Source organism: Streptomyces sp. NPDC002092, assembly GCF_053593775.1.
This window is the reverse complement of the sequence record NZ_JBSFDG010000015.1, coordinates 151,486-176,477: the sequence shown is the minus strand read 5'-3', so window position 1 is coordinate 176,477 and position 24,992 is coordinate 151,486. Positions and strand designations below refer to the sequence as shown.

Genomic DNA, 24,992 nt, shown 5'->3' with positions numbered 1-24,992 from the left:
CAGCCACAGCGGAAGCGCCACCGTCCGCGGACTGACCGAGGGAGATCCCATGGCCGAGTTCATGACGGAGGCGAAGCAGCGTCCCACGGGGGCGCAGCCGCTGGACGGGCACGAGGCGGCCGCGATCCTGGAGCGCACCCGGTCCTGCGTCGACCCCGAACTGCGCGCCGCCATCGACTCGTTGCCCGGCTCCATGCGCCGGATCGCGTTGTACCACTTCGGCTGGGAGCACGCGGACGGCACCCCGGCGGTGGGCAACGCGGGCAAGGCGATCCGCCCCGCACTCGTCCTCACCGCGGCCGCCGCGCTCGGCGGCCCGGGTGCGCGCGAGGCGGCCGGGCGGGCGGCCGCGGCAGTGGAGCTGGTGCACAACTTCACGTTGCTGCACGACGACGTGATGGACCGGGACACCACCCGCCGGCACCGGCCCACCGCGTGGACCGTGTTCGGCGACGCCGACGCGATCCTCGCCGGGGACGCCCTGCAGGCACTGGCACTCGGGCTGCTCGCCGAGGACCCGCACCCGGCGTCCGGCCCGGCCGCGGCCCGGCTCGCGGCCTGCGTCGTCGAGCTGTGCGCGGGTCAGCACGCGGACACGGAGATGGAACGGCGCGGCCCCGGCGAGATCACCCTCGACGAGGCGCTGACCATGGCCGAGGCCAAGACGGGCGCGCTGCTCGGCTGCGCCTGCGCCGTGGGGGCGCTGTATGCGGGGGCCTGCGACGAGGACGTCGAGGCGCTGGACGCGTTCGGCCGTCAGGCCGGGCTCGCCTTCCAGCTCATCGACGACGTCATCGGCATATGGGGCGACCCGCACCGCACCGGAAAACCGGTCGGCGCGGACCTGATGGCCCGCAAGAAGTCCCTGCCGGTGGTCGCCGCGCTCACCTCGGGCACCCCGGCGGCCGCGGAACTGGCCGAGCTGTACGAAATGCCGTACGGGAAGGGGGACGAGGAGGAACTCGCGCAGACGGCGCTCGCCGTCGAGCGGGCCGGCGGGCGCGACTGGGCTCAGGTCCAGGCCGCCGACCGGATGGCCCGCGCCATGCAGGAGCTGGCCCGCGCGGTCCCCGACCCGGAGGCGGCAGGCGGTCTGCTCGCGCTGGCGGAGTTCGTGACGCGGCGCACCGGCTGACCACACCCCGCACAGACCCCGGAGCCCACCGGGGCGGCCGCGCGGCTCCTGACCCCGCACAGCCGTCGAGGCTCCGGCCGGGCGGGTCCCGCACATCCCCACGGTGTGCGGGGCCCGCCACCCGCCTTTGCGCCTGTGCCGGCGCCGCTCTCGCGGAGCTGGTTGCTCGCCGTCGTGGTCCCTCAATCGATGGTTGCGGTACTCGCCGGACAGCCCCGTATAGGCTCAACATCCATAAGGGCGCAGGCGGTTGAGGTGAAAGGGCGGCACATGGGTGTGGCGATCCGGGCGGCGGACGGGGGCGACCGGGAGCTGGTCGTGCGGCTGCTGGACGAGGCCTTCCAGGACGATCCGGTCAGCGGCTGGGTCTTTCCCGGGGACGAGTACCGCCGTACGACCCACCACAGGCTGATGGCCGCCTTCACCGGGATCGTGCTCGACGAGGGCCGGATCGACGTCACGGAGGACGGCAGCGCATGCGCGTTGTGGCTGTCCGTGCCCGCCGGGGAGCATGAGGCCGCAGCGGGGGCGGCCGACGACGGGGCCGCCCAACTGCGCGCGGCCGTCGATCCCGGTAACGAGCGCATCGAGCTGATCGCCCGTCTGACCGCGGAGATCCACCCCGCCGGACGCGCCCACGAGTACCTCTGGATGATCGGCGTGGCCCCGGAGCGCCAGGGCGAGGGGCTCGGCAGCGCGCTCGTCCAGCACGTCCTCGACCGCTGCGACCGCGAAGGTCTTCCCGCCTATCTGGAGGCGAGCAGCGCCCGCAGCCGTGTGCTGTACGAGCGCCTCGGCTTCGAGCTCACCGGCCGCCCCCTCGACCTGCCGAACGGCCCGCAGATGTGGCCGATGTGGCGGGAGCCCCGCGGCTGACCTGCCACTTCGGGGCGACCGTTACCTCTCCGGCACGACCGCCGCCACGATCCGCTCCACCAGTCCAGTCCTTCCGGCACCTCGACCCCGGGCAGCACAGCGTCCGGCACGCCCGGCAGTGTCAGGCGCTCCAGGATCAGGCCGAGCATGGCGAGACGGAGCACGCAGTTGGGGGCACCGGGTGGCTTCGAGACGCGTCTCCAGGAGGGCGGTGGAAAATCTCCTTGTAGCCACTACGGGTGAAGTACTATGGTTGTAGTTATTCAACGGATCCTGCCTTCCACGGAAAGAGATCAGCTTGCGAAAGCTCACCTACTTCGTCGCCTGCTCCATCGACGGGTTCATCGGGGACCCGGACGGCGACGCGTCGTCGATGTTCGCGCTCCTGGACGAGGAGTTCCTCGGGTTCCTCGCCTCGACGTACCCGGAGACCATCGCGGCCCAGGCCCGCGAGCCGCTGGGCATCAAGGGCGACAACCTCCGCTTCGACACCGTCATCCAGGGGCGTGCCAGCTACCGGCTCGCCCTCGACGCCGGAATCACCAGCCCGTACGCACATCTGCGCGAGTACGTCGCCTCGCGCACCCTGACGGAGTCCCCCGACCCGCATGTCGAGATCATCGCGGAGGACCTGGTCGGCAGGGTCCGCGAGCTGAAGGCCGAGGACGGCGAACTCGGCATCTGGCTGTGCGGGGGCTCGCAGGTGGCCGGTGAACTGCTGGACGAGATAGACGAGTTGGTCATCAAGACGTACCCGCAGGTCTACGGCTCGGGCATGCCGATGTTCGGCGCCGGCTTCTCCGTCACCGACTTCACGCTGGAGTCGGTGCGCACCTTCGGCAACGGCGCCCTCGTCCGCACCTACGCGCGCCGCCGCTGACCGGCCTACGCTGAGGGCATGGACAGCTCAGAACACGTCTGTCCGGTCTGCGGACAGCCCGTGGAAACGGTCGTCAAACGCCACAAGACCCTCGGCGCGTGGGTCCCGGTCTGGGTGCCGGGCCCCTGTCGCAACCCCGAGTGCGAGGCGTACGTCGCCGAAGGCGCCGAACCGGACCAGCAGCCCGGAAAACCCGTCGCGAAAAATTCCTGAGCCCCGTGTCGAGAATCCCGGCCCGGCTCCGACGTCCCCCGTGAGAGCCGCCCGCCGCGGGCGGTGCGAGCCGAAGGAGCAGAGTCATGAAGTACCTGGTCATGGTGCAGTGCACCCAGGCGGACTACGAGGGTATGCAGGGCAAGGCCGGCACGACCTCGCCGGCCTGGAGCCAGGAGGACGTCCAGGCCATGTACGCCTTCATGGGGGCCCTCAACGACGACCTCGCGGAGACCGGCGAGATGATCGACGGACAGGGTCTGGCCGAGCCCGCGAGGACCCGGCTGGTGGGCCTCGGCGAGGACGGCAAGAGCGTGATCACCGACGGCCCGTACAGCGAGACCAAGGAGCTGATGGCCGGCTACTGGGTCCTGGACTGCGCGAGCCTGGAGCGCGTCACGGAGATCGCCGAGCGCATCCTCCAGTGCCCCCAGCCCGCCGGGGCCGCCCACTACCCCGTGGTGATCCGGCCCATCGACAACGGCTCCGCGGACGTCTGAGCGTCCATGGGCACGGCCATCGAGGTCGAGGACCTGCTGCGCCTGCACGCGCCGCAGGTCCTCGGCGCGCTGGTCAGGCGGTACGGGCACTTCGGCGCCGCCGAGGACGCCGTACAGGAGGCGCTGCTCGCCGCGGCCGGGCAGTGGCCCTCGGCGGGCGTGCCCGACAACCCGCGCGGCTGGCTGATCAAGGTGGCCTCGCGGCGGCTGACGGACGCGCTGCGGTCGGAGGAGGCACGGCGGGCGCGGGAGGAGAGGGCGGCAGCGCTGACCTCGCGGCTCGCGACCGGGCCCGAGCGGGCGCCCCGCGAGGACGACACGCTCACGCTGCTGTTCCTGTGCTGCCACCCGGACCTCGCCCCGACCGCCCAGATCGCGCTCACCCTGCGGGCGGTCGGCGGTCTGACGACGGCGGAGATCGCCCGTGCGTATCTGGTGCCCGAGGCGACGATGGCGCAGCGGATCAGCAGGGCCAAGCAGAAGGTGCGGGGCGTGCGCTTCGGACGGCCGGAGCACTGGGAGCAGCGTCTGCCCGCCGTCCTGCACACGCTCTACCTGGTCTTCAACGAGGGCTATACGGCGACGTCCGGAGCGGCCCTGCAGCGCCGCGAACTGGCCGGCGAGGCGATCCGGCTGGCCCGTACCGTCCACCGCCTGCTGCCCGACGACGGCGAGGTGGCCGGGCTGCTGGCCCTGATGCTGCTCACCGACGCCCGCCGCGAAGCCCGCACCGGGCCGCACGGCGAGCTCGTCTCCCTCGACGAACAGGACCGCGCCCGCTGGGACAAGGCCGCGATCGAGGAGGGCGTCGCCCTGGTCACCCGGGCACTGTCCCGGGGCCGCGCCGGCCCCTACCAGGTGCGCGCGGCCATCGCCGCCGTACACGACGAGGCGCCGTCCGCGGAGGCGACCGACTGGCAGGAGATCCTCGGCCTGTACGAGGTGCTGGTCCGCCTGGTCCCGGGCCCCGTCGAACGGCTCAACCGCGCCGTGGCCGTCGCCATGGTGCACGGCCCGGAGGCCGGGCTCGCCGAACTCGACCGCCTGGAACCGGCCTTGGGCCACCGCCTCGACGCGGTCCGCGGCCACCTCCTGGAGCGCGCGGGGGCGTACGAGGAGGCCCGCCGCGCCTACGAGTCGGCCGCCGCGGCGACCCTGTCCCTGCCGGAACAGCGCTATCTGCGGGGGCGGGCCGCTCGGCTGAGGTCGTAACGTGATGCCGTGACAAGCGAGTTGGGGTCGCGCCGCCGCGCGTGGCGGTGGGCCGTGGTGGTGTGGGCGATTGCCGTGGCCGTCGCGGGAGGGCTCACCCTGTGGCTGCAGGACTCCGCTCAACCGCGGCCGCCGGCCCGCTGGGAACGGGCCGACCCCTCCCAGGAGCCGGCCGCCCCGCTGCTGAAGGGCACCGCGTGCCCGCACGGCGACGGGACCACGATCGTGGTGTGCGTCTATGCGAGGCCCTGAGCGCCCTGGCCCTCCCGCGCGGGCAACCCGCCCGTCTCCGGATCCCGCCCCGTCAGGCAGTACGTGCCGCCCGTCGGGTCCCGCATCACCGTCCAGTGGGTGCCGTGGGCGAGCAGCCGCGCGCCGAGGCGTTCGTGGGCGGTGCGGGTCGCCTCGATGTCCGCGCAGGCCAGGTCCAGGTGGGCGGTGGTGGGGCGGTCCTCGTCGAGGCGCTGGAGCAGGATGCGGATCGGGAGGCCCGCCGGCGGCGTGAGCACATGGAACTCGGGGAGCGAGCCCGGCCGTGACTGCCACTCGGGCAACAGGGCGCTCCAGAAGGCGACTTCGGCGTCGTACGCGGAAGGCGCGATGTCGATGCAGACCTGGTCGAGGCGGCTTCCCCGTACGACGGGCGGGCGCGTCGCCTGCTCGCGCCAGGGCATCGTGCACAGCTCCTGGCCCCCGGGCGACCGCAGCACGGCCCACGTCCCGTGATCGGCGACCACCTCCGCCCCGAGAGCCACCGCAGAGCGCATGAACTCCCGTTCGTCGGCCACCGGGAAGTCCAGATGCGCACCACCGGGACCCGAGGTGACCCCTTGCACCTTGACGCACGCGTCGGCCCCGTCGTGCAGGAGGGTCGTGAACTCCTCGTTCTCGCCGCGGAGTTCGGAAAGGTGCGTCCCCGTGACGGCCGTCCAGAACCTGCAGGCGGCTGTGAAGGACTCGATCGGCCGGTCTATGAAGGCGTAGGTCCACAAGGCCTGCCGGCTCATCCCTTCCGCTCCATGAACCGCAGCATGTTCCCCGCCGGATCCCGGAACGCGCAGTCCCGGACCCCGTACGGCATGTCCGTCGGCTCCTGGAGCACCTCCGCGCCGGACTCCTGGACACGGGCGAAGAGGGCGTCGCAGTCCTCGGTGGTGAAGTTGACCCCACGCAGCACGCCCTTGGCCAGCAGCTGCTCCATCGCGTCACGGTCGGCGGGGGAGAGGTCGGGGTTGGCCGCGGGCGGCTCCAGGACGATCGACACGTCCGGCTGCAGCGGCGACCCGACGGTCGTCCACCGCATTCCCTCGTACTTGACGTCGTTGCGGATCTCCAGGCCCAGGACGTCGCAGTAGAAGGCGATCGCCTTGTCGTGGTCGTCGACGGCGATGAAACAGGTGTGCAGTTTCAGGTCCATGGGGCCAACCTAAGGTCGATACCGGCGTCACGTCCTTCTGGGACGCGTGTACGCGCGCACCACACACGGCGGGATCTCCGCGCTCTCCTCGTGCGAGCGGGCCCGGTAGGAACTCGGCGTCTCGCCCACCAGTTCGGTGAAACGGGCACTGAAGGAGCCCAGCGAGGTACAGCCCACCGCCATGCAGACCTCCGTGACGGTGAGGTCGCCGCGCCGCAGCAGGGTCTTGGCGCGCTCGATGCGGCGCGTCATGAGATAGCCGTACGGGGTCTCGCCGTACGCCTCGCGGAAGCTGCGCTGGAAGTGCCCCGGCGACATCAGGGCGGTGCCCGCGAGGGCGGCCACGTCGAGGGGCTCGGCGTACTCCCGGTCCATACGGTCGCGGGCCTGTCGCAGGCGTACCAGATCCTCACGGTTCACCACGTCAGCATCGCACGACCCTCACCGGCCGGGTGCCGGGTTCTGGGGTGGGCTTTGCCTTGAGTTCGCCTGCCGTATGAAAGCGCTTGTTCCCCTGGGGGAATGGACCACATCACGTTCCTCGTGGCGGTAGTCATCGTCACGGCTCTGGCCTTCGACTTCACCAACGGATTCCACGACACCGCCAACGCGATGGCCACGTCCATCGCCACCGGCGCGCTCAAGCCGAGAACAGCGGTGCTCGTGAGCGGAGTCCTCAACATCGTCGGAGCCTTCTTGTCGACGGAGGTCGCCAAGACGATCTCCGGGGGAATCGTCGACGACACCCTCGTCAGTCCGGGAATGATCTTCGCCGGGCTGGTCGGGGCAATCCTGTGGAATCTGCTGACCTGGCTGGTCGGGCTGCCGTCGAGTTCCTCGCATGCCCTGTTCGGCGGGCTGATCGGCGCCGTGTGGGTCGGCGCGGGATCCCACGGAGTGCACTTCGACAAGGTGGTCGAGAAGGTGCTGATCCCCGCCGTGGCCTCGCCGGTCGTGGCCGGAGTCGCGGCCCTGATCGCCACCTACCTCGCCTACAAGCTCACCGCCCGCGGCCGCAAGGACTCCGTCACCAAGGGCTTCCGCATCGGCCAGATCGCCTCGGCCTCGCTGGTCTCGCTCGCCCACGGCACCAACGACGCCCAGAAGACCATGGGCATCATCACGCTGACCCTGATCTCCGCGGGCGCCCTCGGCCACGACGCAGGACCGCCGGTCTGGGTGATCGCCTCCGCCGGCCTCGCCATCGGCCTCGGCACCTACCTGGGCGGCTGGCGGATCATCCGCACCATGGGCAAGGGCCTCACCGAGATCCAGTCCCCGCAGGGCTTCGCCGCCGAGACGGCCTCCACGACCGTCATCCTCACCTCCGCCCACCTCGGCTTCGCCCTGTCCACCACCCAGGTCGCCTCGGGCTCCATCCTCGGCGCCGGTCTCGGCCGGCGCCTCGCGGAGGTCCGCTGGGGCGTCGCGGGCCGCATGGTCGCCGCCTGGCTGATCACCCTGCCCTCGGCCGCGCTGGTCGGCGGAGTCTCCGCGTACGCGGTCAAGCACGGCGGCAACCTCGGCACGGTCGTCGTCGCCCTGGTCGGCGCCGCCGTCGCCACCGGCATCGTCCTCGTCTCGCGCCGCAACCCGGTGCACGCGAGCAATGTCAACGACGCCCACGAAGTCACCCTCCGCACCGAACCGCCGGCCCGCGTCGGCACGGCCGCCTGAAACACGGGAGTTCCCCTCATGAACCTCGACTGGAACGCACTCGGCCAGGTCGCCGCGGTGAGCGTCGGCGTCACCGTCGCCGTGGTCGTCGTCTTCGCCCTCGGCGTACTCGGCCTCGCCCGCTTCGAAGGGGCACGCGAGGACGGCGGCGGGACCTCGTCCCTGGGCCTCGCCCAGGCCGGCCTGTGCTTCCTCGCCTGCGCCGCCGTGGTGGCGTACGGGATCTATCTGATCGTGCCGCAGTTCCACTGAGATTCCGGAAGGACATCGGGATGACGACGCCACCCCTGCAGGCCGATCTGAAGGTCGACTACACCGACCCCGACGACCCGGTGCTCATCCGCCCGGACGGCAGCCCGATCGACACCTGGCGGGAGAACTACCCGTACGGGCACCGCATGGAGCGCAAGGAGTACGACTGGCACAAGCGGCTGCAGCAGATCGAACTGCTGAAGCTGCAGAGCTGGATCAAGGAGACCGGGCGCCGGCTCGTCATCGTCTTCGAGGGACGGGACGCGGCCGGCAAGGGCGGCACCATCAAACGGTTCACCGAGCACCTCAACCCGCGCGGCGCCCGGGTGGTGGCGCTGGAGAAGCCGACCGAACGCGAGCGCGGGCAGTGGTACTTCCAGCGCTACGTCGAACACCTGCCGACCGCGGGCGAGATCGTGCTGTTCGACCGCTCCTGGTACAACCGGGCGGGCGTCGAACGGGTCATGGGCTTCTGCTCGGACGACGAGTACCGGCGCTTCATGCGGCAGGCGCCCGCGTTCGAGCGGATGCTCGTGGACGACGGCGTCGACCTGATCAAGTTCTGGTTCTCGGTGTCCCAGGGCGAACAGCGCACCCGCTTCACCATCCGTCAGGTCGACCCCGTACGGCAGTGGAAGCTCAGCCCCATGGACCTGGCCTCCCTGGACCGCTGGGACGACTACACCGCCGCGAAGGTCGCCATGTTCCGCGAGACGGACACGGAGCATGCGCCCTGGACGGTGGTCAAGAGCAACGACAAGAAGCGGGCCCGCGTCGAGGCCATGCGCAGCGTGCTCGCCCGCTTCGACTACACCGGCAAGGACGAGGAGGTCGTCGGCAGCCCCGATCCGCGGATCGTGGGGGCGGCGGCGGGCCTGCTGGAGGTGGGGGAGGACGACGACGGGGGTCCGGTAGGCGGTCGGTAGGGTGCCCGGACCCGTCGTCGACGTCGGCTGCCGCAACGGCAGGTACGTCGGCGGCCGGCGGCGTTCGAGATCGGCTGCGGGAGCGGCGTCCTGCTCCGCCGTCGCTGAGACCGCCTTGCGTCAGAAGCCGAAGGGGCCCGGCCGGTTCCCGGCCGGGCCCCTTCGGAACGCCCGTGGACCTGCGATGGTGCACCGATCGCGGTCCACGCGAACGGTTCGTTCGTCAGGCCTTCTTGGTCTCCCAGAAGATCTTGTCGATCTGGGCGATGTAGTCCAGAGCCTTCTGGCCCGTGGCCGGGTCGGTCGAGCCCTTGGCGGCCGACAGGGCCTTCAGGGCGTCGTTGACCAGCTGGTGCAGCTCCGGGTACTTCTCGAAGTGCGGGGGCTTGAAGTAGTCGCTCCAGAGCACCGAGACGTGGTGCTTCGCGAGCTCGGCGCGCTGCTCCTTGATGACGGTGGCGCGCGCCTGGAAGTGCGGGTCGTCGTTGGCGGCCATCTTCTCCTGCACGGCCTTCACCGACTCCGCCTCGATGCGGGCCTGGGCCGGGTCGTACACACCGCAGGGCAGGTCGCAGTGCGCGCTGACCTTGACCTTGGGGGCAAACAGGCGGGAAAGCATGGAGCGTTCCTTCCTCGTGATCGTCTTCTCAGGTGGGACATTACTCCCTGGGGGAGGGGATTTCGCGGGTGCCCCCATGGGCTTAGGACAAAAGTCCGGGGTGAGACTGAGACTGGTGGAGGAACGTACCGGGGAGGTGCCGGGCATGCCGGAGCTGTCGCAGGAGATCGAGCGCGGGCGGGCGCTGCTGCCCTTCGGGGCGGCAGAGGTGACCGGTCCGTCCATGGTGCCCACGCTCCACCACGGGGACCGGCTCGTGGTGCAGTACGGCGCCCGGATCAGGCCAGGAGACGTGGTCGTCCTGCGGCATCCGTTCCAGCAGGACCTGCTGGTCGTGAAGCGGGCCGCCGAGCGGCGCGACGGCGGCTGGTGGGTGCTCGGTGACAACGCCTACGCGGGCGGCGACAGCACGGACTACGGGACCGTCCCGGAGGACCTGGTCCTCGGCAAGGTGCGCTTTCGGTACCGGCCGCTGCGGGCGGATCAGCGCTCGCCGTTCGCGCTGGCGCGCTGGGCGCTGTCGGCCGCGAGGCCCGTGCTGTCGGACCGGTCGGCCTCCAGGCGTTTGCGGGCGCGGTAGGCGGCCACGTTGGCCCGGGTCGCGCAGCGGTCGGAGCAGTAGCGCCGGGAGCGGTTCGTGGAGGTGTCCAGATAGGCGTTGCGGCACGGCGCCGCCTCGCACAGGCCCAGCCGGTCCACGCCGTACTCCGTCAGGTGGAAGGCGAGGCCCATCGCCGCGATGGCCGCGTAGCCGGCGGTCGCGTTCGAGGGGTGGTCGGCCAGGTGCATGTGCCAGAGCGGTCGGCCGTCGTCGTCCCGGAAGTCGTGGCCCGAGATCTGCGGGCTGACCGGGAACTCCAGCAGGAGTGAGTTGAGCAGGTCCACCGCGAGCGTCTCGTCGCCCTTGTCGGCGGCCTCGAAGACGGCGCGCAGCCGGGCCCTGACCGAGCGGAAGCGGGTGACGTCGGCGTCGGTGGCGCGGCGGGCGGCCGACGCGTTGCCGCCGAACAGGTCGCGGACGGCCTCGACGGAGGTCAGGTTGTCCTTGCCCCGGGCCGGTTCCTCGCTGTTGACGAGTCGTACGGCGTAGTCCGAGTAATAGGCCAGTTCCACTTGTGGTCCTTACGGAGGGGCTCTATGGTCGTGGGTGCGAAGAGGTAACGACTGCCTGCACTTCCAGGGTATTACGCGGGTGAGGGGAGAGGGATTCCATGACGGAGACCACTGCAACCGGAACCGGTACGACGGGAACCGACTGGCAGGCCTGGCAGAAGAGCTGGGACCGCCAGCAGGAGTGGTACATGCCGGACCGCGAGGAGCGGTTCAGGATCATGCTCGACATGGTCGAGGCCTGCGTCGGGACCGAGCCGCGCGTCCTCGACCTCGCCTGCGGCACCGGCAGCATCACGGCCCGGCTGCTCGCCCGCTTCCCGGGCGCCACCAGCACCGGCATCGACCTCGACCCCGCGCTCCTCGCCATCGCCCGCGGCACCTTCGAGGGCGACGAGAGGGCCACCTTCGTCGAGGCCGACCTCAAGGACCCGGACTGGCCGGCGCGGCTGCCGTACGAGACGTACGACGCGGTGCTCACCGCCACCGCCCTCCACTGGCTGCACAGCGCCCCCCTCGCGGCCCTGTACGGCCGGATCGCCGGGCTGGTCCGCCACGGCGGCGTCTTCATGAACGCCGACCACATGATCGACGAGACCACGCCCCGGATCAACGCGGCCGAGCGCGGCCTGCGCCACGCCCGCATGGATCAGGCCACGCGGGACGGGGCCCTGGACTGGTCCCAGTGGTGGCAGCTCGCCGCCGAGGACCCCGCCCTCGCCGGCCCGACGGCCCGCCGCTTCGAGATCTACGGCGACCACGCGGACGGCGACATGCCCTCGCCGCAGTGGCACGCGCGCGTGCTGCGGGAGAAGGGGTTCGGGGAGGCCCGGGCGGTGTGGTGTTCGCCCGCGGACACGCTGCTGCTGGCGCTGAAGTGACGTCGGCGGGCCGGAACTGAGAAGGGGCGGTACGGGATACCCGTACCGCCCCTTTCCCGTCGTACCGCTACAGCACCTTCGAGAGGAACGACTTGGTGCGCTCGTGCTGCGGGTTCGTCAGCACCTCGCGCGGGTGGCCGGACTCGACCACCACTCCGTCGTCCATGAAGACGAGCGAGTCGCCGACCTCACGGGCGAAGCCCATCTCGTGGGTGACGACGATCATGGTCATGCCGTCCTCCGCGAGGTCCCGCATCACGTCCAGGACCTCGCCGACCAGTTCCGGGTCGAGGGCCGAGGTCGGCTCGTCGAAGAGCATCAGCTTGGGCTCCATCGCCAGCGCCCGCGCGATGGCGACGCGCTGCTGCTGACCGCCGGAGAGCTGCGAGGGGTAGTGGCCGGTCTTGTCGCCGAGGCCGACACGGTCCAGCAGCCGCGCGGCGCGCTCCCGGGCAATCGCCTTCGATTCGCGCTTGACCTGGACCGGCGCCTCCATGACGTTCTCCAGCGCCGTCATGTGCGGGAAAAGGTTGAAGCGCTGGAACACCATGCCGATGTCCCGCCGCTGCGCGGCGACCTCCTTCTCCTTCAGCTCGTAGAGCTTGTCGCCGCTCTGCCGGTAGCCGACCAGCTGACCGTCGACGTACAGCCGGCCGGCGCTGATCTTCTCCAGGTGGTTGATGCACCGCAGGAACGTGGACTTGCCCGAGCCCGACGGGCCGATCAGGCAGAACACCTCGCGCGGGTTCACCTCCAGGTCGATGCCCTTGAGGATGTGCGCCAGACCGAAGGACTTGTGCACGCCCTCGGCCTTCACCATTGCGTTCATGGGTTACCGCCGCCAGCTGGAGAGGGAGAGCATGTTCATCTTGGCCAGGTTGGTCCTGACCTTCTGCAACGGCGTCGCCGGCAGGTTGCGGGTCGAACCGCGGGCGTAACGGCGTTCGACGTAGTACTGCACGATGCTGAAGATCGTGGTCAGGAACAGGTACCAGATGCAGGCCACGAAATACATCTCCACGACCGCCAGCGAGGTGCTGGAGATGTCCGTGGCCTTCTTGATCAGCTCGGGCAGCTGGACCGCGTACGCCAGCGACGAGGTCTTCAGCATGTTGATGTACTCGTTGCCGGTCGGCGGGACGATGACCCGCATCGCCTGCGGGAGGATCACACGCCGCAGCGTCTGGCCGTGGGTCATGCCCAGGGCGTGCGAGGCCTCCGTCTGGCCCTCGTCGACCGACTGGATGCCGGCCCGGACGATCTCCGACATGTACGCGGCCTCGTTCAGGCCGAGCCCCAGCAGGGCCGTCAGGACCGGCGTCATCACCTGGTTCATCTCGTCCTTGTAGAACCCCAGGTTCAGGATGGGGAAGACGAGCGAGATGTTGTACCAGAGCAGCAGCTGCACCAGGACCGGGGTGCCGCGGAAGAACCAGATGTAGAACCAGGCCACGGTGCTGGTGACCGGGTTCGAGGACAGCCGCATGACGGCGAGGACGATGCCGAGGGCGACACCCAGCACCATGGCCAGCACGGATATGTACAGCGTCGTCCAGGCACCGCTCATGATGCCCTGGTCGAACAGGTAGTCCGGGATGATGCTGTAGTTGATCTTCGCGTTGGAGAAGGCGATGCCGATCAGCACCAGGACCGCGATGACCAGGGCGCCGGCCACCCAGCGCCCGTAGTGGCGCACCGGTATGGCCTTGATCTGCTCCGGCGGCACGGCCGCCGGAGCCTTGTCGAGAGTGTCAGTCACGGTGACTGCCTTTCAGCTGCGCGTGGCTCAGGAGCCGCCGTTGATCTTCGCCTCGGTCACCGCGCCGTCCGTGACGTTCCACTTCTGCAGGATCTTGGTGTAGTCGCCGTTCTTGATGATCGCGCTCATCGCGGCCTGAAGGGCGTCGCGCAGCTGCGTGCTGGTCTTGCTGACGGCGATGCCGTACGGGCCCGCCTCGATCTGGTCGCCGGTGACCTCGAAGTCCTTGCCGCCGCCGGAGGTCTTCGCGTTGTACGCCGCCACCGGGAAGTCGTTCAGGTCGGCGACGGAGGCGCCCTGCTTCAGACGGAGCAGCGCCTCGGGGTCGGTGTCGAAGGTCTGCAGGTCGATGGCCTTCTTGCCGTCCTTGGTGCACTTCTTGCTCTGCGTCTTGGCGATGCCCTCGGAGGTGGTGCCCTTCTGCAGGGCCACGACCTTGCCGCACAGGTCGTCGAGCGACTTGATGCCCTTCGGGTTGCCCTTCTGCACCAGGATCGAGGTACCGGCGGTGAAGTAGTCGACGAAGTCGACTCCGTTGCCGACCTTCTGGCCGTTGTCGGAGTTGATGCCGTTCTGGCGGTCCTTGGTGTCGCTCATCGCCGACATGATCACCTGGAAGCGGTTGGCCTGCAGGCCCACGATCAGGTTGTCGAACTTGCCGTTCTGGAACTCGAACTTCACGCCGAGCTGCTTGCCGAGGGCGTCCGCGATGTCCGGGTCGATGCCGGCGGTGTTGCCGTTCTGGACGAACTCGACCGGCGGGTAGGCGATGTCCGAGCCCACCTTGATGACGCCTGCCTTGCGGATGTCGGCAGGGAGCTTGGAGGCGAGAGGCGCCGTGGACGAGGACGTGCCCGAGCTGCTGCCGTTGCTGCCCTTGTCCGTGTGGTCACCGCAGCCGGTGAGGATCAGGGCGCCTGCGACCGCGGTCGCACCGGCCGCTGCCAGACGGGTGCGTGCGGCGGTCGTACGACGGGTGGAGCTTGCGGTCATGTTGGGTTCCTCCGGCGGATGGGTGGAGTTGCCGATGGGTCGACGAGAGACACACCATCGGGTCTCGCGACCTCGTGTGGTCACCGCATCCTGCCATTTGGACTAAGCCGTTCAGGGGACCCGTCATGTCAAAATCGGATAACGGGTGACCCCCGAACCGCACCAGGCCGGTACAACATGGCCGGACCATCTACGGGAATCCGGCCCTCCGGCCGGAAGATCTTCGACACATCTCGGGATGAGGACCTGCACTCCGAGGCGTTGATCACCGTTCGGTCGCCGGTCAAGGGTCCCGTTCGGATTGTCGAGGACGAGTCCCTATATTTCGGGACGAACCTTGTGGCCGAGATGTGACCTTCGGGTTCCGCGATGTGACCTTGCCCTTATTGGACTCGTCCTTGGCCCGGTGCGTCCGGTAAGAAGGTTCTTTACACCCCTCATCCGGGGCTCAGGGCGCGTGTGCGGCGCGCCCGTCGCGCAGGACCCGTACGCAACACCGACCGGGACTGACGCGGTGCCCGCCCACCCCTCACCAGGAGTGGCCACCCTCAACCAATGAAGACTTAAGGGGTAAAACAAAGTGGCAGCGGAGATCGTCAATCCTCGCAGCGACAGCAGTACGGGTCGGGACGGCGGGGCCGAGCCCCTCGATTCCTTCGATCCGGCGTTCGCGCTGCACCGCGGCGGCAAGATGGCCGTGCAGGCCACCGTGCCGGTCCGTGACAAGGACGACCTGTCCCTGGCGTACACGCCCGGCGTTGCAAAGGTGTGCAGCGCCATCGCCGAGCAGCCGGAACTCGTCCACGACTACACGTGGAAGTCGTCCGTCGTGGCCGTGGTCACCGACGGCACGGCCGTGCTCGGACTCGGGGACATCGGCCCCGAGGCCTCCCTTCCGGTGATGGAAGGCAAGGCGATTCTGTTCAAGCAGTTCGGCGGCGTCGACGCCGTGCCGATCGCGCTCGACTGCACCGGTGTCGACGAGATCGTCGAGACCGTGGTGCGGCTCGCGCCGTCCTTCGGCGGCGTCAACCTGGAGGACATCTCGGCGCCGCGGTGCTTCGAGATCGAGCGGAAGCTGCAGGAGCGGCTGGACATCCCGGTCTTCCACGACGACCAGCACGGTACGGCGGTCGTGACGCTGGCGGCCCTGCGCAACGCCGCGCGGCTGAGCGGGCGGGCCATCGGGGATCTGCGGGCCGTCATCTCGGGTGCCGGCGCGGCCGGCGTCGCCATCGCCAAGATGCTGGTCGAGGCCGGTATCGGGGATGTCGCGGTGGCCGACCGCAAGGGCATCGTGTCGGCGGACCGGGACGACCTGACGGACGTCAAGCGGGAGCTCGCCTCCTTCACCAACAAGGCCGGGATCGCCGGGTCGCTGGAGGCGGCTCTGGAGGGTGCGGACGTCTTCATCGGCGTCTCCGGCGGTACGGTCGCGGAGTCCGCGGTGGCTTCGATGGCCGAGGGAGCGTTCGTGTTCGCGATGGCCAACCCGAACCCCGAGGTGCACCCCGACGTCGCGCACAAGTACGCGGCGGTCGTGGCGACCGGGCGGTCGGACTTCCCGAACCAGATCAACAACGTGCTGGCGTTCCCGGGCATCTTCGCGGGCGCGCTGCAGGTTCGTGCCTCCCGGATCACGGAGGGCATGAAGATCGCGGCGGCCGAGGCGCTGGCGGGGGTCGTCGGGGACGACCTTGCTGCCGATTACGTGATTCCGTCGCCGTTCGATGAGCGCGTGGCTCCGGCTGTTACGGCGGCCGTTGCGGCGGCAGCCCGTGCGGAGGGTGTTGCCCGGCGCTGATGTGCCGTCGGCTGAATGGCCCCGCCCGTTTGGGCGGGGCCATTTCTTTGCCCACCCGCCCACCCGTTCGGGTGGTGACGAGGCGGACGTCTGCCATGGGTGGGGCCCGCCGTCGGCGGCTGCGGATGGTGGGGGCCCGTGGCCCTGCGCCCCCAGACGCCCTTCGGCCTGAACGGCCTCGTCCTCAAACGCCGGACGGGCTGAATGGTGCTGACCGGCAGCGGATGAGGACCGCATATGGTTCCTGACAAGAGGGCGTGTGTCACAGAGTCCCGCGGTTCCGTCAGGCGGGTGTGCCGCCTATCGTCAAGGTCATGTTCGCCGTCTACGCCGCCCGAATCGACCGTGACCAGCCACTGAACGGCCTCGAGTTGGGGGACCGGCCCGCTCCTGAGGCCCGGCCCGGCTGGAGTGTCGTCGACGTCAAGGCCGCCTCCCTCAACCACCACGACCTCTGGTCCCTGAGGGGCGTGGGCCTGTCCGAGGACAAACTGCCGATGATCCTCGGCTGCGACGCCGCCGGTGTCGACGAGGACGGCAACGAGGTCGTCCTGCACTCCGTGATCGGACAGAGCGGTCACGGCGTCGGCCCCAGGGAGCCCCGGTCCATCCTCACCGAGCACTACCAGGGCACGTTCGCCGAGCAGGTGGCCGTGCCGACCTGGAACATCCTGCCCAAGCCCAAGGAGCTCTCCTTCGCGGAGGCCGCCTGTCTGCCGACGGCCTGGCTGACGGCGTACCGCATGCTCTTCACCAACGCGGGCGTACGTCCCGGCGATTCGGTCCTCGTGCAGGGCGCCGGCGGCGGGGTCGCGACGGCCGCGATCGTGCTCGGGAAGGCGGCGGGACTGCGGGTGTTCGCCACCAGCCGGGACGAGGCCAAGCGGAAGCGGGCCGTGGAACTGGGCGCCGTCGAGGCGCTGGAGTCGGGGGCACGGCTGCCGCAGCGCGTCGATGCCGTCATCGAGACCGTCGGCGCCGCCACCTGGTCGCACTCGGTGAAGTCGCTGAAGCCCGGCGGCACGCTGGTCATCTCGGGCGCGACGAGCGGTGACCGGCCCTCGCACGCCGAGCTGACCCGCATCTTCTTCCTCGAACTCAAGGTCGTCGGCTCCACGATGGGCACCAAGGACGAGCTGGAGGACCTGCTCTCCTTCTGTGCCGCCACCGGGGTACGTCCTGTCATCGACGAGACGCTGCCGATGGACCGGGCGCGGGAGGGATTCGAACGGATGGCTTCCGGCGAGCAGTTCGGGAAGATCGTGCTCATCAGCGACTGACGTTCCGTTTTCGCGCGTGTGACGGCCGGCCCGGCTTCGGGCCGGCCGTAGACGTTTGTCAACCAGGGTTGACGAGACGGGGGTGTCAACGTAAGTTGACATCATGACCGAAGCAACGGATCTCGCCGAGCGCGCGGGCGACCGCGATCCACGGGTCGGACTGCGTGCCGTCGCCGCACTGCGCAGGCTGCTGGAGCAGCTGGAGGCGGTGCAGGTGCGCAGTGCGCGCAATCAGGGCTGGTCGTGGCAGGAGATCGCCGCGGAACTCGGAGTCAGCAGGCAGGCCGTGCACAAGAAGTACGGGAGGCATTGATGTTCGAGCGGTTCACAAAGGACGCCCGCGGGGTGGTGCAGACGGCGGTGGAGCACGCGGAACGGGCAGGGGCGCCGGCCGTCGAGGCCGATCACATACTGCTCGCGCTGCTCGACCGCGAGGACAGCCGCGCCTCGTTCGCGTTCACCTCCCTCGGGGTGACCGTTGAACGCAAGGAGTCGATACGGGAGGCGGTGGCCGAGGCCCGTCGGCGGGCCGGGCTGTCCCGGTCCGAGACCGACGCTCTCGCCGGGCTGGGGATCGACGTGTCGGAGATCGTCGCCCGCGTCGAGGCGGTGCACGGCGTCGGCGCGATGTCCGGCGATCGCAGCGACAAGGGCTGGTGGTCGGGGCGCCGCAGCTTCGGCCGGGACGCCAAGCAGATCCTCGAGACATCGCTGCGCACCGCCGTCGCCCATGGCGACCGGCACATCGGCGACGAGCACATCCTCCTGGCGCTGACCGCCCGTCCCGGCATCCCCGCCGAGGTCCTCGCCGACCGCGGGGTGACCTACGAGTCGCTGAGACGGGTGCTGTTCGGCGCGGACGGTGAGGCGAAGGCCGGGTGACCGGGCGCACGTGACGGGGTCGGAGGGCGGGTGTGCTGGGCCGGAGGTGTCCGTGGTGGGTCCTAGGGTGGGTTTGCCGAGGTTGGCCTGGTCCTTTCGAAGGAGCTTCCATGACCGTGTCCGAGCCCGTGCCGCTCGTGTTCGTCCCTGCGGACGGGGCCGTGCGTGAGGCGGTGACCAAGGTGGGCGGGCAGCCCGTGTGGCTGGAGGAGCCGCAGTGGCCGCTGTCTCGCGAGACGGGCCGGCCGATGGAGTTCCTGGGCCAGTTCGCCCTGGAGGGCGGCCGCCTCGCCCATCTGTTCATGACCGGGGGCAAGGGGGAGCACGTCGACGGCACCTGGGAGCCGGAGGGCGGGGAGAACGCCCTGGTGATCCAACCCGGCGGCCGACTCCCGGACTTCGTGACCTTCGAGCAACGGGCGGAGGGGCCGAGCGCGGGGCCCGACCATCTGCCGCGGCACATCGACTCCGGAGAGCATTCCAACGAGGAAGAGGACCGCAGGCCCTGGCAGTTCCTCGGTGGGCCCGGTGTCGAACCGCACTGGCTCCAGGGCGACGAGACGCCCGGCGACGGATGGCAACTGGTGGTCCAGCTCGACTCCGGGAAGCTGCCCTTCGACGTCAACTTCGGCGACGCGGGCGTCGGTTACGCCTTCACCTCCCCGGACGGCAAGGAGGGCCGCTTCCTCTGGCAGTGCACCTGACCACTGCCTTTGCCTCCGCGGCAAGCGGCCCGCCGGCTGCTACACCCTCGGTGTGCGCAGTATCGCTCCGATGTGTGCCGCCGCCGTCGACAGATGGCGGCGCGCGTCGCGGAGCTGTTCGTCGGTGACGCCGTGGTCCCGGGCCGCGTCGCGGATGCCGTCCCGGAAGCGGTCCAGCAGGCGGTCGAGGTCGCGGGACGGGTCTCCGGTGGTGGCCTCGTGCGCCCACGACGGTTCGTACTCCGCGGGGAAGTCCTCCTTGGTGTGCGAGTACTCCGGCCGTGCCGCGGTGCCGGTACCGGCCCGTCCGAACCCGAGGTCCTTTCCGAACTCCCTGCCGAAGTCCTTCCCGAAGTCCCCGAACTCCTTGGCCAGTTCGGTCAGGCCCTCCCGCACCCCCGTCGGCCAGTCGCCCCGCGCGAAGTGATCCTGCACCTGCTCCTGCACCCGCTTGGCGATGCGCTGCAGCTCCTCCTGGGCCTGGGCCCGGGCCTGTTCCTGCGCCTCCTTGGCCTGGCGCCGGGCGCGCTGGGCCTCCTCGCGGGCCCTGCGGCTCTCGTCCTTGGCGCGCCGGGCCTGCTCCTTCCACTCCTGCTTGACGCGCCGCATCTCCTCCTTCGCGGCACGCCAGGACTCCTTGTCGCCGTACTCCCCGAAGTCACCGAGGGAGCCGTCCCCTTCGCCGCGGCCCTTGCCGGCGCCCCGCCGAGCCTCCGTGGCCGCGGCCCGCATCTCGCGCCGCAGATCGCCCGCCGCGCCGCGCACATCGGCCCGGATCTCGGCGGCCAGCTCAGCGACCGACTCGCGGATCTCCAGCTCCAGGTCGGCCAGCTCGCCGCTGCGGTCGGCCAGCTCGGCGCGGCCGGCGTCCGTGATCGCGTACACCTTGCGGCCGCCCTCGGTGGTGTGGGTGACCAGGCCCTCGGCCTCCAGCTTGGCCAGGCGGGGGTAGACGGTGCCCGCCGACGGTGCGTACAGCCCCTGGAAGCGCTCCTCGAGGAGGCGGATCACCTCGTAGCCGTGGCGCGGGGCCTCGTCCAGGAGCTTCAGCAGATAGAGGCGGAGGCGGCCGTGGGCGAAGACGGGAGGCATGTCAGAGCACCTTCTTGTCGGTCGTGCCGTCGGCAGGGTCGTCGGTCGGGCCGCCGTCCCGGCCGGAAACGGAATTGTCCCCCGAGTCATTGCGCGGTCCGTTTGCCGGGGTGTTCGCCGGGCCGGTCTCCGCGGCCGGCTCCGCACCCGCCGGAGGTGTGTCCTCGACCAGGGGGCCGATGTCCTCCGGCGCCACGTCCCACGGCTCGTCCTCCGCCGGGGGCCGCCGCAGCAGGGCGATCGAGCCCGAGACGGTCGTCGCCTTCAGGCTTCCGCTGCCCGAGCCGAGCCGCCCGGTGATCCTCTTGGCGCCCCACTGGCCGCTGACCCGCAGATCCTCGAAGGCGTTGGACACCGTCCCGCTCGCCGTGTTCGCCTCCACCTCCGCATCCGCCGGGTGGGGCAGCCGGATGGCGATCTCGCCGGAGACGTTCGCCAGGACGATGTTCGTCGGGCGGCTCGCCGGATCGAGGTCGACGATCATCGAGCCGCTCACCGAGTCCGCCTTGACCGAGGAGCCCGCCTCGACCACCGTCAGGTCCCCGGAGACCGAGTTGAACCGGAGGTCGCCGCGCAGGGCCTGCGCCTCCAGGTTCCCCGAGACGGTGTCGGCGCGCACCGGGCCCGTCAGCCTCACCAGGGTGGTGTCCCCGGTGACTCCCTTCACCTCCGTAGGCCCGTCGATCCCGGAGATGACCGCCGCGGCGCCGACCACGCCCACCTCCACGCGCGTGTCGGCAGGGACGGCCAGGGAGACGACGGCGCTGCGCCGCCATCCCTTGCGGTCGAGCCACTTGAGGAAGCCCTTCCACGGCAGGTCGTCGTACGCGACGGTGAGCGTGCCGTCCTGCTGGCTCACCAGCAGGGGTGGTCCCTCGATCTCGGAGACCTCCAGTCGGGCGGAACCTTCGTCCGTGCCCACCACGTTCACCGTTCCGTTGACGATGCGTACGTGGAGTTCGCGGACGGGCTTGTCGAAGGTGAGCCTCCGCGGCTCACCCACAGACCACTCGGACATGGTGCAGACCTCCCCGTCGCAACGCGCCATATCGCGTCTCCTGCAATTCACGATATATCGCGGGCGGCGAAAGTCAAGGCACTCGTTGTGGTGATCTGTGCGGCCTGGGAAATGACCAAAGCGGTCGAATCGCCCTAGCGTGTGAGCATGTCGAACGTCGGTGCCCTGCTCCTGTGCCGGGCGCAGCCCGAGTCCGTCGCCCCCGCCGCCCACCTGCTGCGCGACGGGATTCTGCTCGCCCCGGCAGGCGACGCCTGGAGCGTGCTCCTTCCCGAGGGCCGGCCCTGGCTGCACGGCGGCGAACCCGTCGACCGTGTCCTGACCGGCTGGGCCACCGCTCTCGCCGTCGGCGCCCCCTGGCCCGTACTCGCCTTGTGGTGGGACACCGACCGCGCCGGCTTCACCCTCGCGTCGGGCTTCCGCCGCCCCGTCGGCTATGTCTGGCTCGCGAACGGCACCCCGGCCGCCGAGGACGAGGCCATGCGCACGTTCGCCGACCGCCTGGGCCTGGACCCGGTGCTCGACGTACAGGACCTGGACCACCTCACGAAACCCGACCCCGGGACCGACGCCCGCGCCCGCCTGCGCGCCTTGATCGCGGTCCTCACGCGCGCGGGAGTCGCGCTCCCCGAGGGCATCGCCCCGGGCGAACCCGCAGACCGCCTCCGCGAGGCCGCACACGCCCTGCCGGACGCCCGCCCGGCACAGTGGCCGGGCCGTCGCGAGGCGGTACGGGCGGAACTCGACGCCGTCGAGACCGGCCACCTGGGCCCGTGGCTGCCCTGGTCGGGGACGCCCCGGGCGCGGGCTCTGGCCCTGGCCCAGGTCGCGGCCGGGCTCCCGCTGACGGCCTGGGGCCTACGGCGCCGCAGCGGCGGCTGGACGGCGGCGGGGGTGCTGCTGCTGGCGCACGGGGCGCTGGGACTGGCGTACGAACTGCTGTGGCCGTGGGACTGAGGGCGAGGCACGCCTTGGGACGGCGGGCGGCGAGAGCCTTGGGACTACGGGCCGTGCAGCGGGCATGAAAAAGGGGCGCCACGCGGGCGCCCCGGCAGCCGGACTCCCCGGACTCCTACTCGTCGTCCTCGTCGTCCAGCCGCGCCAGCCATGTCGCCAGCCGTTCCACCGGGACCTCGAAGTCCGGGTTGAGGTCGACGAAGGTACGCAGCTGCTCCGCAAGCCACTCGAAGGTGACCTCTTCCTCGCCGCGCCGCTTCTCCAGCTCTTCGATGCCTCGGTCGGTGAAGTACACGGGTGCTCTCCTGGGGGCCTGTCCGGGGTCGTACCCCTCCAGGTTATGCGCGCCGGAAACCTCTTCCGCACTCGCCGGAACCACCTCCCACGCGTGCGTGCGACGGCACAATGGGGTACGGAGATCAGCGGGCCGCAACGGGTGGTGGTCCATGGAGAGTCGGCGCGTGCGGCAAAGGGGGAGCCATGGAGCGCAGGGTCCAGGAGATCGAACTGCCCGGGGGCGAGAAGGTGCTCGCCAGGGTCAGTGTGCTCGCTCCCGAGGACATGCCGGCAGGGGCCGACGAGTTCGTCTACGACGACGTGGGCGCGGTGGACCGGATGGCCGCGCGGATCGACCAGCTCAACGAACTGGTCAGCGGCGTCGGCGGTGCCGTGCTGGCGGCGGCGCGGGCCGTGCGGCCCGACGAGGTCAGTGCCACCTTCGGCGTGGAGCTCGCACTGAAGCCGGGCAAGGCCGTGGCGCTCCTCGCCGACGGGGAGGCCAAGGCGGCCCTGTCGATCACGCTCACCTGGCACGGAAACAGTGCGCAGTCTGACGCCGACGCCGGCGGCACGGCCCTCCACGACGGCCGGAACGCCGCCTCCGCATGACCGGCCACCTGGAGCAGTTGGCGATGCGCGCCACCGTGCGGATCGGCCCCGACAGCACCCCCGGCACGCTCTGGGGCAGCGGTTTCCTCGTCGCGCCCGGCTGGGTGCTGACCTGCGCACACATCCTGCCCCTCGCGGAGGGCGCCGAAGGCGTGGGTTCCCTGCGTGTGCAGGGGCACGGGCTGGACACGGGGGCCCGGCTCGCGTACTGGCTCGGCGGAGGCACCGACCCCGAACAGGACCTTGCCCTGGTACGGCTGGCGGACGACGCGGCGGACCGCCATGTCTGCGTACGGCTGACCGACCGCTACGACCCGCCGCACCAGGTCACCGCGTTCGGCTGGCGCACCCCGGCGGGCGGCGCGCCCCAGCGCTGGAACGGGCACAGTGAATGCAACGGCCGGGACGGCTCGTACGGGCTCACGCTCGCGCCCCACATGGAGATCCCGCACGGCGCCTCCGGCGGCCCCCTCCTGGACCGTGACCACGGGGTCGTCGCCGGCGTCGTCAAGGCCCGCCGGGCGGGCAAGGACGGCGGTCTGGCCGTTGCCTCGACGGCGCTGCGCGGGTTCCGTGACGCGCGTCCCGTGGGCGGCGAAGACAGCCTCGGACCCGACCCGTACGCGGCGCTCATACGGGAGCACGACCGGTGGCATCACCGTGTGACGGGCGGCCCCTCCTGGGTGCGGTTCCAGGGTGAGCTGACCGGCGGTGGACGCGGCTGGGCGCCGCGGGACAGCGCCGAGGCGGCGGCGCTGCTGGCCGCACTGCCGCGGCCCGTCTCGTCGGCCGAGCTGCAGCGGATGATCAGCCTGGTGCTGGGCTACGAGCCGCTGTGGGAGGACGAGCTCGCGCCGGTCGACTGGCGCGACGGGCAGGGCTGGGCCCACGACCAGCCGGACGGCGCCGAGATCGTCGCGCTGCACTATCTGCTGGCCGTGGCCCAGGCGTGCCGGCGGCGGGCGCCGGACGCCGTCGCCGACCTGGAACGCTGGGTGAAGGCGCGGATCGAGGACCTTCCCGACTTCCTCGCGGCGCTGCTGCGCGAGCGCGCGGCCGGCGACAGCAGGCTCGTGGGCGGCGCGGCCCCTTGGGGCGAGGCGACGGCTCCGAGCGGCGAAGGGCCCGTAGTCGCCGTCGAGTTGGAGCCGAACCCGTACGGGCCCGGTGACCGCTTCCACTGGCGGGTCTGGTCCTGGCCGGACGGACCCGACACACCGCGGGTGGTGGACGAGGACGCGGGGGACGAGGGCTCCGCACTCTCCGAACTGCCGCAGGTGCTGGACCAACCGCTGCGCCGGGCCTTCCGTGGGGTCGACGCCGAGCAGCGCCGTGCCCGTCTCGAACTCGCCCTCCCGGTCGAGCACTTCGGGCTGGACGCGCACAGGTGGCCCCGGTCCGCAGGGCCGGCCCTCGGCGCCCAGCGGCAGGTGGTACTGCGCAGCCTCAAACGGCGCGGTGAGCCGGTCGCTGCATGGCGGGAGCGCTGGGACGGTGTCGCGGCGAACACGCTCAAGGCCCTGCCGGTCCACTCGGCCGAGTACGCCAAGGAGGCGCTGGAGAAAGCGGAGCCCGGCGCGGTGCCGGTCCTGTGCCGCCCCCCGCAGCAGAGCGCAGCCTCGCTGGCCGACGCGATCGGCGCCGGATACGGCGTCGCGCTGTGGAACCTGCGGAGCGAGCACGCGCGCGCGTGCAGCACGGACTGCGGCGAGCTGTACGGCAATGCGGCGCAGCTGCTCGGCGCGGCCGACGGCGCCGCGGCCCTGCCCGAGCGGCTGCGGGTCCTGCGGGAGCGGGCCGGCGAGGAGGGTGACGACGGCACGGACGCGGGCTGGGCGGCACACCTCGCTCTCCTGTACGACGATCCGCGGCGCCCGATTCCCCTCTGCGACGACCTGCTGGAGTCCCCGTGACGCG

The 24,992-nt window shown here is 70.8% G+C and carries 31 protein-coding genes; 20 read left to right on the top strand and 11 right to left on the bottom strand.

All coding sequences use genetic code 11. The features are described from left to right. Positions 1 to 49: 49 nt before the first annotated feature. From ACWCRD_RS31805 to ACWCRD_RS31775, 7 genes are all read left to right on the top strand, one after another. Positions 50 to 1,135, top strand: coding sequence for a family 2 encapsulin nanocompartment cargo protein polyprenyl transferase (locus ACWCRD_RS31805; RefSeq protein WP_450969197.1), 1,086 nt, complete (start codon positions 50 to 52; stop codon positions 1,133 to 1,135). Between the two features lie 270 nt (positions 1,136 to 1,405). Further along, on the top strand, positions 1,406 to 2,011 hold the full coding sequence (locus ACWCRD_RS31800) for a GNAT family N-acetyltransferase (RefSeq protein WP_450969196.1): 606 nt from the start codon (positions 1,406 to 1,408) through the stop codon (positions 2,009 to 2,011). A gap of 298 nt (positions 2,012 to 2,309) precedes the next feature. After that, a complete protein-coding gene (locus ACWCRD_RS31795) occupies positions 2,310 to 2,891 on the top strand; it encodes a dihydrofolate reductase family protein (protein ID WP_450969195.1) in 582 nt (193 codons plus the stop codon). An 18-nt stretch (positions 2,892 to 2,909) separates the two neighbouring features. Next, positions 2,910 to 3,104, top strand: coding sequence for a hypothetical protein (locus tag ACWCRD_RS31790; RefSeq protein ID WP_450969194.1), 195 nt, complete (start codon positions 2,910 to 2,912; stop codon positions 3,102 to 3,104). Between the two features lie 86 nt (positions 3,105 to 3,190). Next, positions 3,191 to 3,604 carry a YciI family protein gene (locus ACWCRD_RS31785; protein ID WP_450969193.1) on the top strand — a complete coding sequence of 138 codons (414 nt, stop codon included), beginning with the start codon at positions 3,191 to 3,193 and terminating at the stop codon, positions 3,602 to 3,604. 6 nt (positions 3,605 to 3,610) lie between these two features. Further along, positions 3,611 to 4,816 (top strand): RNA polymerase sigma factor, encoded by a 1,206-nt coding sequence (locus ACWCRD_RS31780; RefSeq protein ID WP_450969192.1) that lies wholly within the window; start codon positions 3,611 to 3,613, stop codon positions 4,814 to 4,816. 9 nt (positions 4,817 to 4,825) lie between these two features. After that, positions 4,826 to 5,068 carry a hypothetical protein gene (locus tag ACWCRD_RS31775; protein WP_450969191.1) on the top strand — a complete coding sequence of 81 codons (243 nt, stop codon included), beginning with the start codon at positions 4,826 to 4,828 and terminating at the stop codon, positions 5,066 to 5,068. Here ACWCRD_RS31775 and ACWCRD_RS31770 read toward each other — a convergent pair. From ACWCRD_RS31770 to ACWCRD_RS31760, 3 genes are read right to left on the bottom strand one after another with little or no spacing between them, the layout of a single operon-like run. Beyond that, a complete protein-coding gene (locus ACWCRD_RS31770) occupies positions 5,053 to 5,823 on the bottom strand; it encodes a VOC family protein (RefSeq protein ID WP_450969190.1) in 771 nt (256 codons plus the stop codon). The two genes, ACWCRD_RS31775 and ACWCRD_RS31770, sit on opposite strands and share 16 nt — an antisense overlap. Beyond that, entirely contained in the window at positions 5,820 to 6,233 is a 414-nt protein-coding gene (locus tag ACWCRD_RS31765; RefSeq protein ID WP_115905991.1) for a VOC family protein, read from the bottom strand. Before ACWCRD_RS31765 ends, ACWCRD_RS31770 begins: the two co-directional genes overlap by 4 nt. Positions 6,234 to 6,260: 27 nt before the next feature. After that, positions 6,261 to 6,653, bottom strand: coding sequence for a helix-turn-helix domain-containing protein (locus tag ACWCRD_RS31760; RefSeq protein ID WP_115913281.1), 393 nt, complete (start codon positions 6,651 to 6,653; stop codon positions 6,261 to 6,263). A 102-nt stretch (positions 6,654 to 6,755) separates the two neighbouring features. Between ACWCRD_RS31760 and ACWCRD_RS31755 the strand changes: the two genes are divergently transcribed. Genes ACWCRD_RS31755 through ppk2 form a run of 3 tightly spaced genes read left to right on the top strand, consistent with a single transcriptional unit; the run spans position 6,756 to position 9,088 of the window. Further along, complete coding sequence (locus ACWCRD_RS31755; protein ID WP_450969189.1) at positions 6,756 to 7,910, top strand: anion permease; 1,155 nt, start codon at positions 6,756 to 6,758, stop codon at positions 7,908 to 7,910. Positions 7,911 to 7,928: 18 nt separating this feature from the next. Continuing rightward, complete coding sequence (locus ACWCRD_RS31750; protein ID WP_450969188.1) at positions 7,929 to 8,162, top strand: hypothetical protein; 234 nt, start codon at positions 7,929 to 7,931, stop codon at positions 8,160 to 8,162. A gap of 20 nt (positions 8,163 to 8,182) precedes the next feature. Continuing rightward, the gene (gene ppk2, locus ACWCRD_RS31745) at positions 8,183 to 9,088 is read left to right on the top strand and encodes a polyphosphate kinase 2 (protein ID WP_450969187.1); all 906 of its coding nucleotides are present in this window, start codon (positions 8,183 to 8,185) and stop codon (positions 9,086 to 9,088) included. Positions 9,089 to 9,311: 223 nt separating this feature from the next. Here ppk2 and sodN read toward each other — a convergent pair whose 3' ends face one another. After that, positions 9,312 to 9,707, bottom strand: a complete 396-nt coding sequence (gene sodN / locus ACWCRD_RS31740) for a superoxide dismutase, Ni (RefSeq protein ID WP_007491258.1) — start codon at positions 9,705 to 9,707, stop codon at positions 9,312 to 9,314. A 145-nt stretch (positions 9,708 to 9,852) separates the two neighbouring features. Between sodN and sodX the strand changes: the two genes are divergently transcribed. Beyond that, positions 9,853 to 10,287 (top strand): nickel-type superoxide dismutase maturation protease, encoded by a 435-nt coding sequence (gene sodX, locus ACWCRD_RS31735; RefSeq protein WP_344405586.1) that lies wholly within the window; start codon positions 9,853 to 9,855, stop codon positions 10,285 to 10,287. Here the strand turns inward: sodX and ACWCRD_RS31730 are convergent. After that, entirely contained in the window at positions 10,191 to 10,820 is a 630-nt protein-coding gene (locus ACWCRD_RS31730; RefSeq protein WP_344405313.1) for a CGNR zinc finger domain-containing protein, read from the bottom strand. The genes sodX and ACWCRD_RS31730 overlap by 97 nt on opposite strands. Before the next feature lie 98 nt (positions 10,821 to 10,918). Between ACWCRD_RS31730 and ACWCRD_RS31725 the strand changes: the two genes are divergently transcribed. After that, positions 10,919 to 11,698, top strand: coding sequence for a class I SAM-dependent methyltransferase (locus ACWCRD_RS31725; protein WP_450969186.1), 780 nt, complete (start codon positions 10,919 to 10,921; stop codon positions 11,696 to 11,698). 67 nt (positions 11,699 to 11,765) lie between these two features. Here ACWCRD_RS31725 and ACWCRD_RS31720 read toward each other — a convergent pair whose 3' ends face one another. Genes ACWCRD_RS31720 through ACWCRD_RS31710 form a run of 3 tightly spaced genes read right to left on the bottom strand, consistent with a single transcriptional unit; the run spans position 11,766 to position 14,450 of the window. Continuing rightward, positions 11,766 to 12,527 carry an amino acid ABC transporter ATP-binding protein gene (locus ACWCRD_RS31720; RefSeq protein WP_450969185.1) on the bottom strand — a complete coding sequence of 254 codons (762 nt, stop codon included), beginning with the start codon at positions 12,525 to 12,527 and terminating at the stop codon, positions 11,766 to 11,768. 3 nt (positions 12,528 to 12,530) lie between these two features. Further along, a complete protein-coding gene (locus ACWCRD_RS31715) occupies positions 12,531 to 13,457 on the bottom strand; it encodes an amino acid ABC transporter permease (RefSeq protein ID WP_450969184.1) in 927 nt (308 codons plus the stop codon). A 27-nt stretch (positions 13,458 to 13,484) separates the two neighbouring features. Beyond that, entirely contained in the window at positions 13,485 to 14,450 is a 966-nt protein-coding gene (locus ACWCRD_RS31710; protein ID WP_450969183.1) for an ABC transporter substrate-binding protein, read from the bottom strand. 580 nt (positions 14,451 to 15,030) lie between these two features. Between ACWCRD_RS31710 and ACWCRD_RS31705 the strand changes: the two genes are divergently transcribed. From ACWCRD_RS31705 to ACWCRD_RS31685, 5 genes are all read left to right on the top strand, one after another. Continuing rightward, on the top strand, positions 15,031 to 16,254 hold the full coding sequence (locus ACWCRD_RS31705; RefSeq protein ID WP_450969182.1) for an NAD(P)-dependent malic enzyme: 1,224 nt from the start codon (positions 15,031 to 15,033) through the stop codon (positions 16,252 to 16,254). 314 nt (positions 16,255 to 16,568) lie between these two features. Continuing rightward, positions 16,569 to 17,534: a zinc-binding dehydrogenase gene (locus ACWCRD_RS31700; protein ID WP_450969181.1), complete on the top strand. Its 966-nt coding sequence runs from the start codon at positions 16,569 to 16,571 to the stop codon at positions 17,532 to 17,534. 103 nt (positions 17,535 to 17,637) lie between these two features. Beyond that, positions 17,638 to 17,847, top strand: a complete 210-nt coding sequence (locus tag ACWCRD_RS31695; RefSeq protein ID WP_016437953.1) for a helix-turn-helix domain-containing protein — start codon at positions 17,638 to 17,640, stop codon at positions 17,845 to 17,847. Then, positions 17,847 to 18,416 carry a Clp protease N-terminal domain-containing protein gene (locus ACWCRD_RS31690; RefSeq protein WP_450969180.1) on the top strand — a complete coding sequence of 190 codons (570 nt, stop codon included), beginning with the start codon at positions 17,847 to 17,849 and terminating at the stop codon, positions 18,414 to 18,416. Before ACWCRD_RS31695 ends, ACWCRD_RS31690 begins: the two co-directional genes overlap by 1 nt. A gap of 110 nt (positions 18,417 to 18,526) precedes the next feature. Further along, the gene (locus ACWCRD_RS31685; RefSeq protein WP_450969179.1) at positions 18,527 to 19,120 is read left to right on the top strand and encodes a hypothetical protein; all 594 of its coding nucleotides are present in this window, start codon (positions 18,527 to 18,529) and stop codon (positions 19,118 to 19,120) included. 39 nt (positions 19,121 to 19,159) lie between these two features. Here the strand turns inward: ACWCRD_RS31685 and ACWCRD_RS31680 are convergent, their stop codons facing one another. Next, positions 19,160 to 20,212 carry a PadR family transcriptional regulator gene (locus tag ACWCRD_RS31680; protein ID WP_450969178.1) on the bottom strand — a complete coding sequence of 351 codons (1,053 nt, stop codon included), beginning with the start codon at positions 20,210 to 20,212 and terminating at the stop codon, positions 19,160 to 19,162. 1 nt (position 20,213) lies between these two features. Beyond that, positions 20,214 to 21,230 (bottom strand): DUF4097 family beta strand repeat-containing protein, encoded by a 1,017-nt coding sequence (locus tag ACWCRD_RS31675; RefSeq protein WP_450969177.1) that lies wholly within the window; start codon positions 21,228 to 21,230, stop codon positions 20,214 to 20,216. 147 nt (positions 21,231 to 21,377) lie between these two features. Here ACWCRD_RS31675 and ACWCRD_RS31670 point away from each other — a divergent pair, with 147 nt between their 5' ends. After that, a complete protein-coding gene (locus tag ACWCRD_RS31670; protein ID WP_450969176.1) occupies positions 21,378 to 22,187 on the top strand; it encodes a hypothetical protein in 810 nt (269 codons plus the stop codon). 115 nt (positions 22,188 to 22,302) lie between these two features. Here the strand turns inward: ACWCRD_RS31670 and ACWCRD_RS31665 are convergent, their stop codons facing one another. Beyond that, the gene (locus ACWCRD_RS31665) at positions 22,303 to 22,482 is read right to left on the bottom strand and encodes a DUF6104 family protein (protein ID WP_003992906.1); all 180 of its coding nucleotides are present in this window, start codon (positions 22,480 to 22,482) and stop codon (positions 22,303 to 22,305) included. A 185-nt stretch (positions 22,483 to 22,667) separates the two neighbouring features. Between ACWCRD_RS31665 and ACWCRD_RS31660 the strand changes: the two genes are divergently transcribed. Both ACWCRD_RS31660 and ACWCRD_RS31655 read left to right on the top strand, forming a co-directional pair. Then, the gene (locus ACWCRD_RS31660; RefSeq protein ID WP_450969175.1) at positions 22,668 to 23,075 is read left to right on the top strand and encodes a CU044_2847 family protein; all 408 of its coding nucleotides are present in this window, start codon (positions 22,668 to 22,670) and stop codon (positions 23,073 to 23,075) included. Further along, entirely contained in the window at positions 23,072 to 24,988 is a 1,917-nt protein-coding gene (locus ACWCRD_RS31655; protein ID WP_450969174.1) for a VMAP-C domain-containing protein, read from the top strand. Before ACWCRD_RS31660 ends, ACWCRD_RS31655 begins: the two co-directional genes overlap by 4 nt. Positions 24,989 to 24,992 lie beyond the last annotated feature (4 nt).

Excerpts from the sequence above, each read along its gene's own strand:
- ACWCRD_RS31805 (WP_450969197.1), top strand. The coding sequence starts at position 50 with ATGGCCGAGTTCATGACGGAGGCGAAGCAGCGTCCCACGGGGGCGCAG.
- ACWCRD_RS31800 (WP_450969196.1), top strand. The coding sequence starts at position 1,406 with ATGGGTGTGGCGATCCGGGCGGCGGACGGGGGCGACCGGGAGCTGGTC.
- ACWCRD_RS31790 (WP_450969194.1), top strand. The coding sequence starts at position 2,910 with ATGGACAGCTCAGAACACGTCTGTCCGGTCTGCGGACAGCCCGTGGAA.
- ACWCRD_RS31785 (WP_450969193.1), top strand. The coding sequence starts at position 3,191 with ATGAAGTACCTGGTCATGGTGCAGTGCACCCAGGCGGACTACGAGGGT.
- ACWCRD_RS31780 (WP_450969192.1), top strand. The coding sequence starts at position 3,611 with ATGGGCACGGCCATCGAGGTCGAGGACCTGCTGCGCCTGCACGCGCCG.
- ACWCRD_RS31770 (WP_450969190.1), bottom strand. The coding sequence starts at position 5,823 with ATGAGCCGGCAGGCCTTGTGGACCTACGCCTTCATAGACCGGCCGATC.
- ACWCRD_RS31765 (WP_115905991.1), bottom strand. The coding sequence starts at position 6,233 with ATGGACCTGAAACTGCACACCTGTTTCATCGCCGTCGACGACCACGAC.
- ACWCRD_RS31755 (WP_450969189.1), top strand. The coding sequence starts at position 6,756 with ATGGACCACATCACGTTCCTCGTGGCGGTAGTCATCGTCACGGCTCTG.
- ACWCRD_RS31750 (WP_450969188.1), top strand. The coding sequence starts at position 7,929 with ATGAACCTCGACTGGAACGCACTCGGCCAGGTCGCCGCGGTGAGCGTC.
- ppk2 (WP_450969187.1), top strand. The coding sequence starts at position 8,183 with ATGACGACGCCACCCCTGCAGGCCGATCTGAAGGTCGACTACACCGAC.
- sodN (WP_007491258.1), bottom strand. The coding sequence starts at position 9,707 with ATGCTTTCCCGCCTGTTTGCCCCCAAGGTCAAGGTCAGCGCGCACTGC.
- sodX (WP_344405586.1), top strand. The coding sequence starts at position 9,853 with ATGCCGGAGCTGTCGCAGGAGATCGAGCGCGGGCGGGCGCTGCTGCCC.
- ACWCRD_RS31725 (WP_450969186.1), top strand. The coding sequence starts at position 10,919 with ATGACGGAGACCACTGCAACCGGAACCGGTACGACGGGAACCGACTGG.
- ACWCRD_RS31720 (WP_450969185.1), bottom strand. The coding sequence starts at position 12,527 with ATGAACGCAATGGTGAAGGCCGAGGGCGTGCACAAGTCCTTCGGTCTG.
- ACWCRD_RS31710 (WP_450969183.1), bottom strand. The coding sequence starts at position 14,450 with ATGACCGCAAGCTCCACCCGTCGTACGACCGCCGCACGCACCCGTCTG.
- ACWCRD_RS31700 (WP_450969181.1), top strand. The coding sequence starts at position 16,569 with ATGTTCGCCGTCTACGCCGCCCGAATCGACCGTGACCAGCCACTGAAC.
- ACWCRD_RS31695 (WP_016437953.1), top strand. The coding sequence starts at position 17,638 with ATGACCGAAGCAACGGATCTCGCCGAGCGCGCGGGCGACCGCGATCCA.
- ACWCRD_RS31690 (WP_450969180.1), top strand. The coding sequence starts at position 17,847 with ATGTTCGAGCGGTTCACAAAGGACGCCCGCGGGGTGGTGCAGACGGCG.
- ACWCRD_RS31685 (WP_450969179.1), top strand. The coding sequence starts at position 18,527 with ATGACCGTGTCCGAGCCCGTGCCGCTCGTGTTCGTCCCTGCGGACGGG.
- ACWCRD_RS31680 (WP_450969178.1), bottom strand. The coding sequence starts at position 20,212 with ATGCCTCCCGTCTTCGCCCACGGCCGCCTCCGCCTCTATCTGCTGAAG.
- ACWCRD_RS31675 (WP_450969177.1), bottom strand. The coding sequence starts at position 21,230 with ATGTCCGAGTGGTCTGTGGGTGAGCCGCGGAGGCTCACCTTCGACAAG.
- ACWCRD_RS31670 (WP_450969176.1), top strand. The coding sequence starts at position 21,378 with ATGTCGAACGTCGGTGCCCTGCTCCTGTGCCGGGCGCAGCCCGAGTCC.
- ACWCRD_RS31660 (WP_450969175.1), top strand. The coding sequence starts at position 22,668 with ATGGAGCGCAGGGTCCAGGAGATCGAACTGCCCGGGGGCGAGAAGGTG.
- ACWCRD_RS31655 (WP_450969174.1), top strand. The coding sequence starts at position 23,072 with ATGACCGGCCACCTGGAGCAGTTGGCGATGCGCGCCACCGTGCGGATC.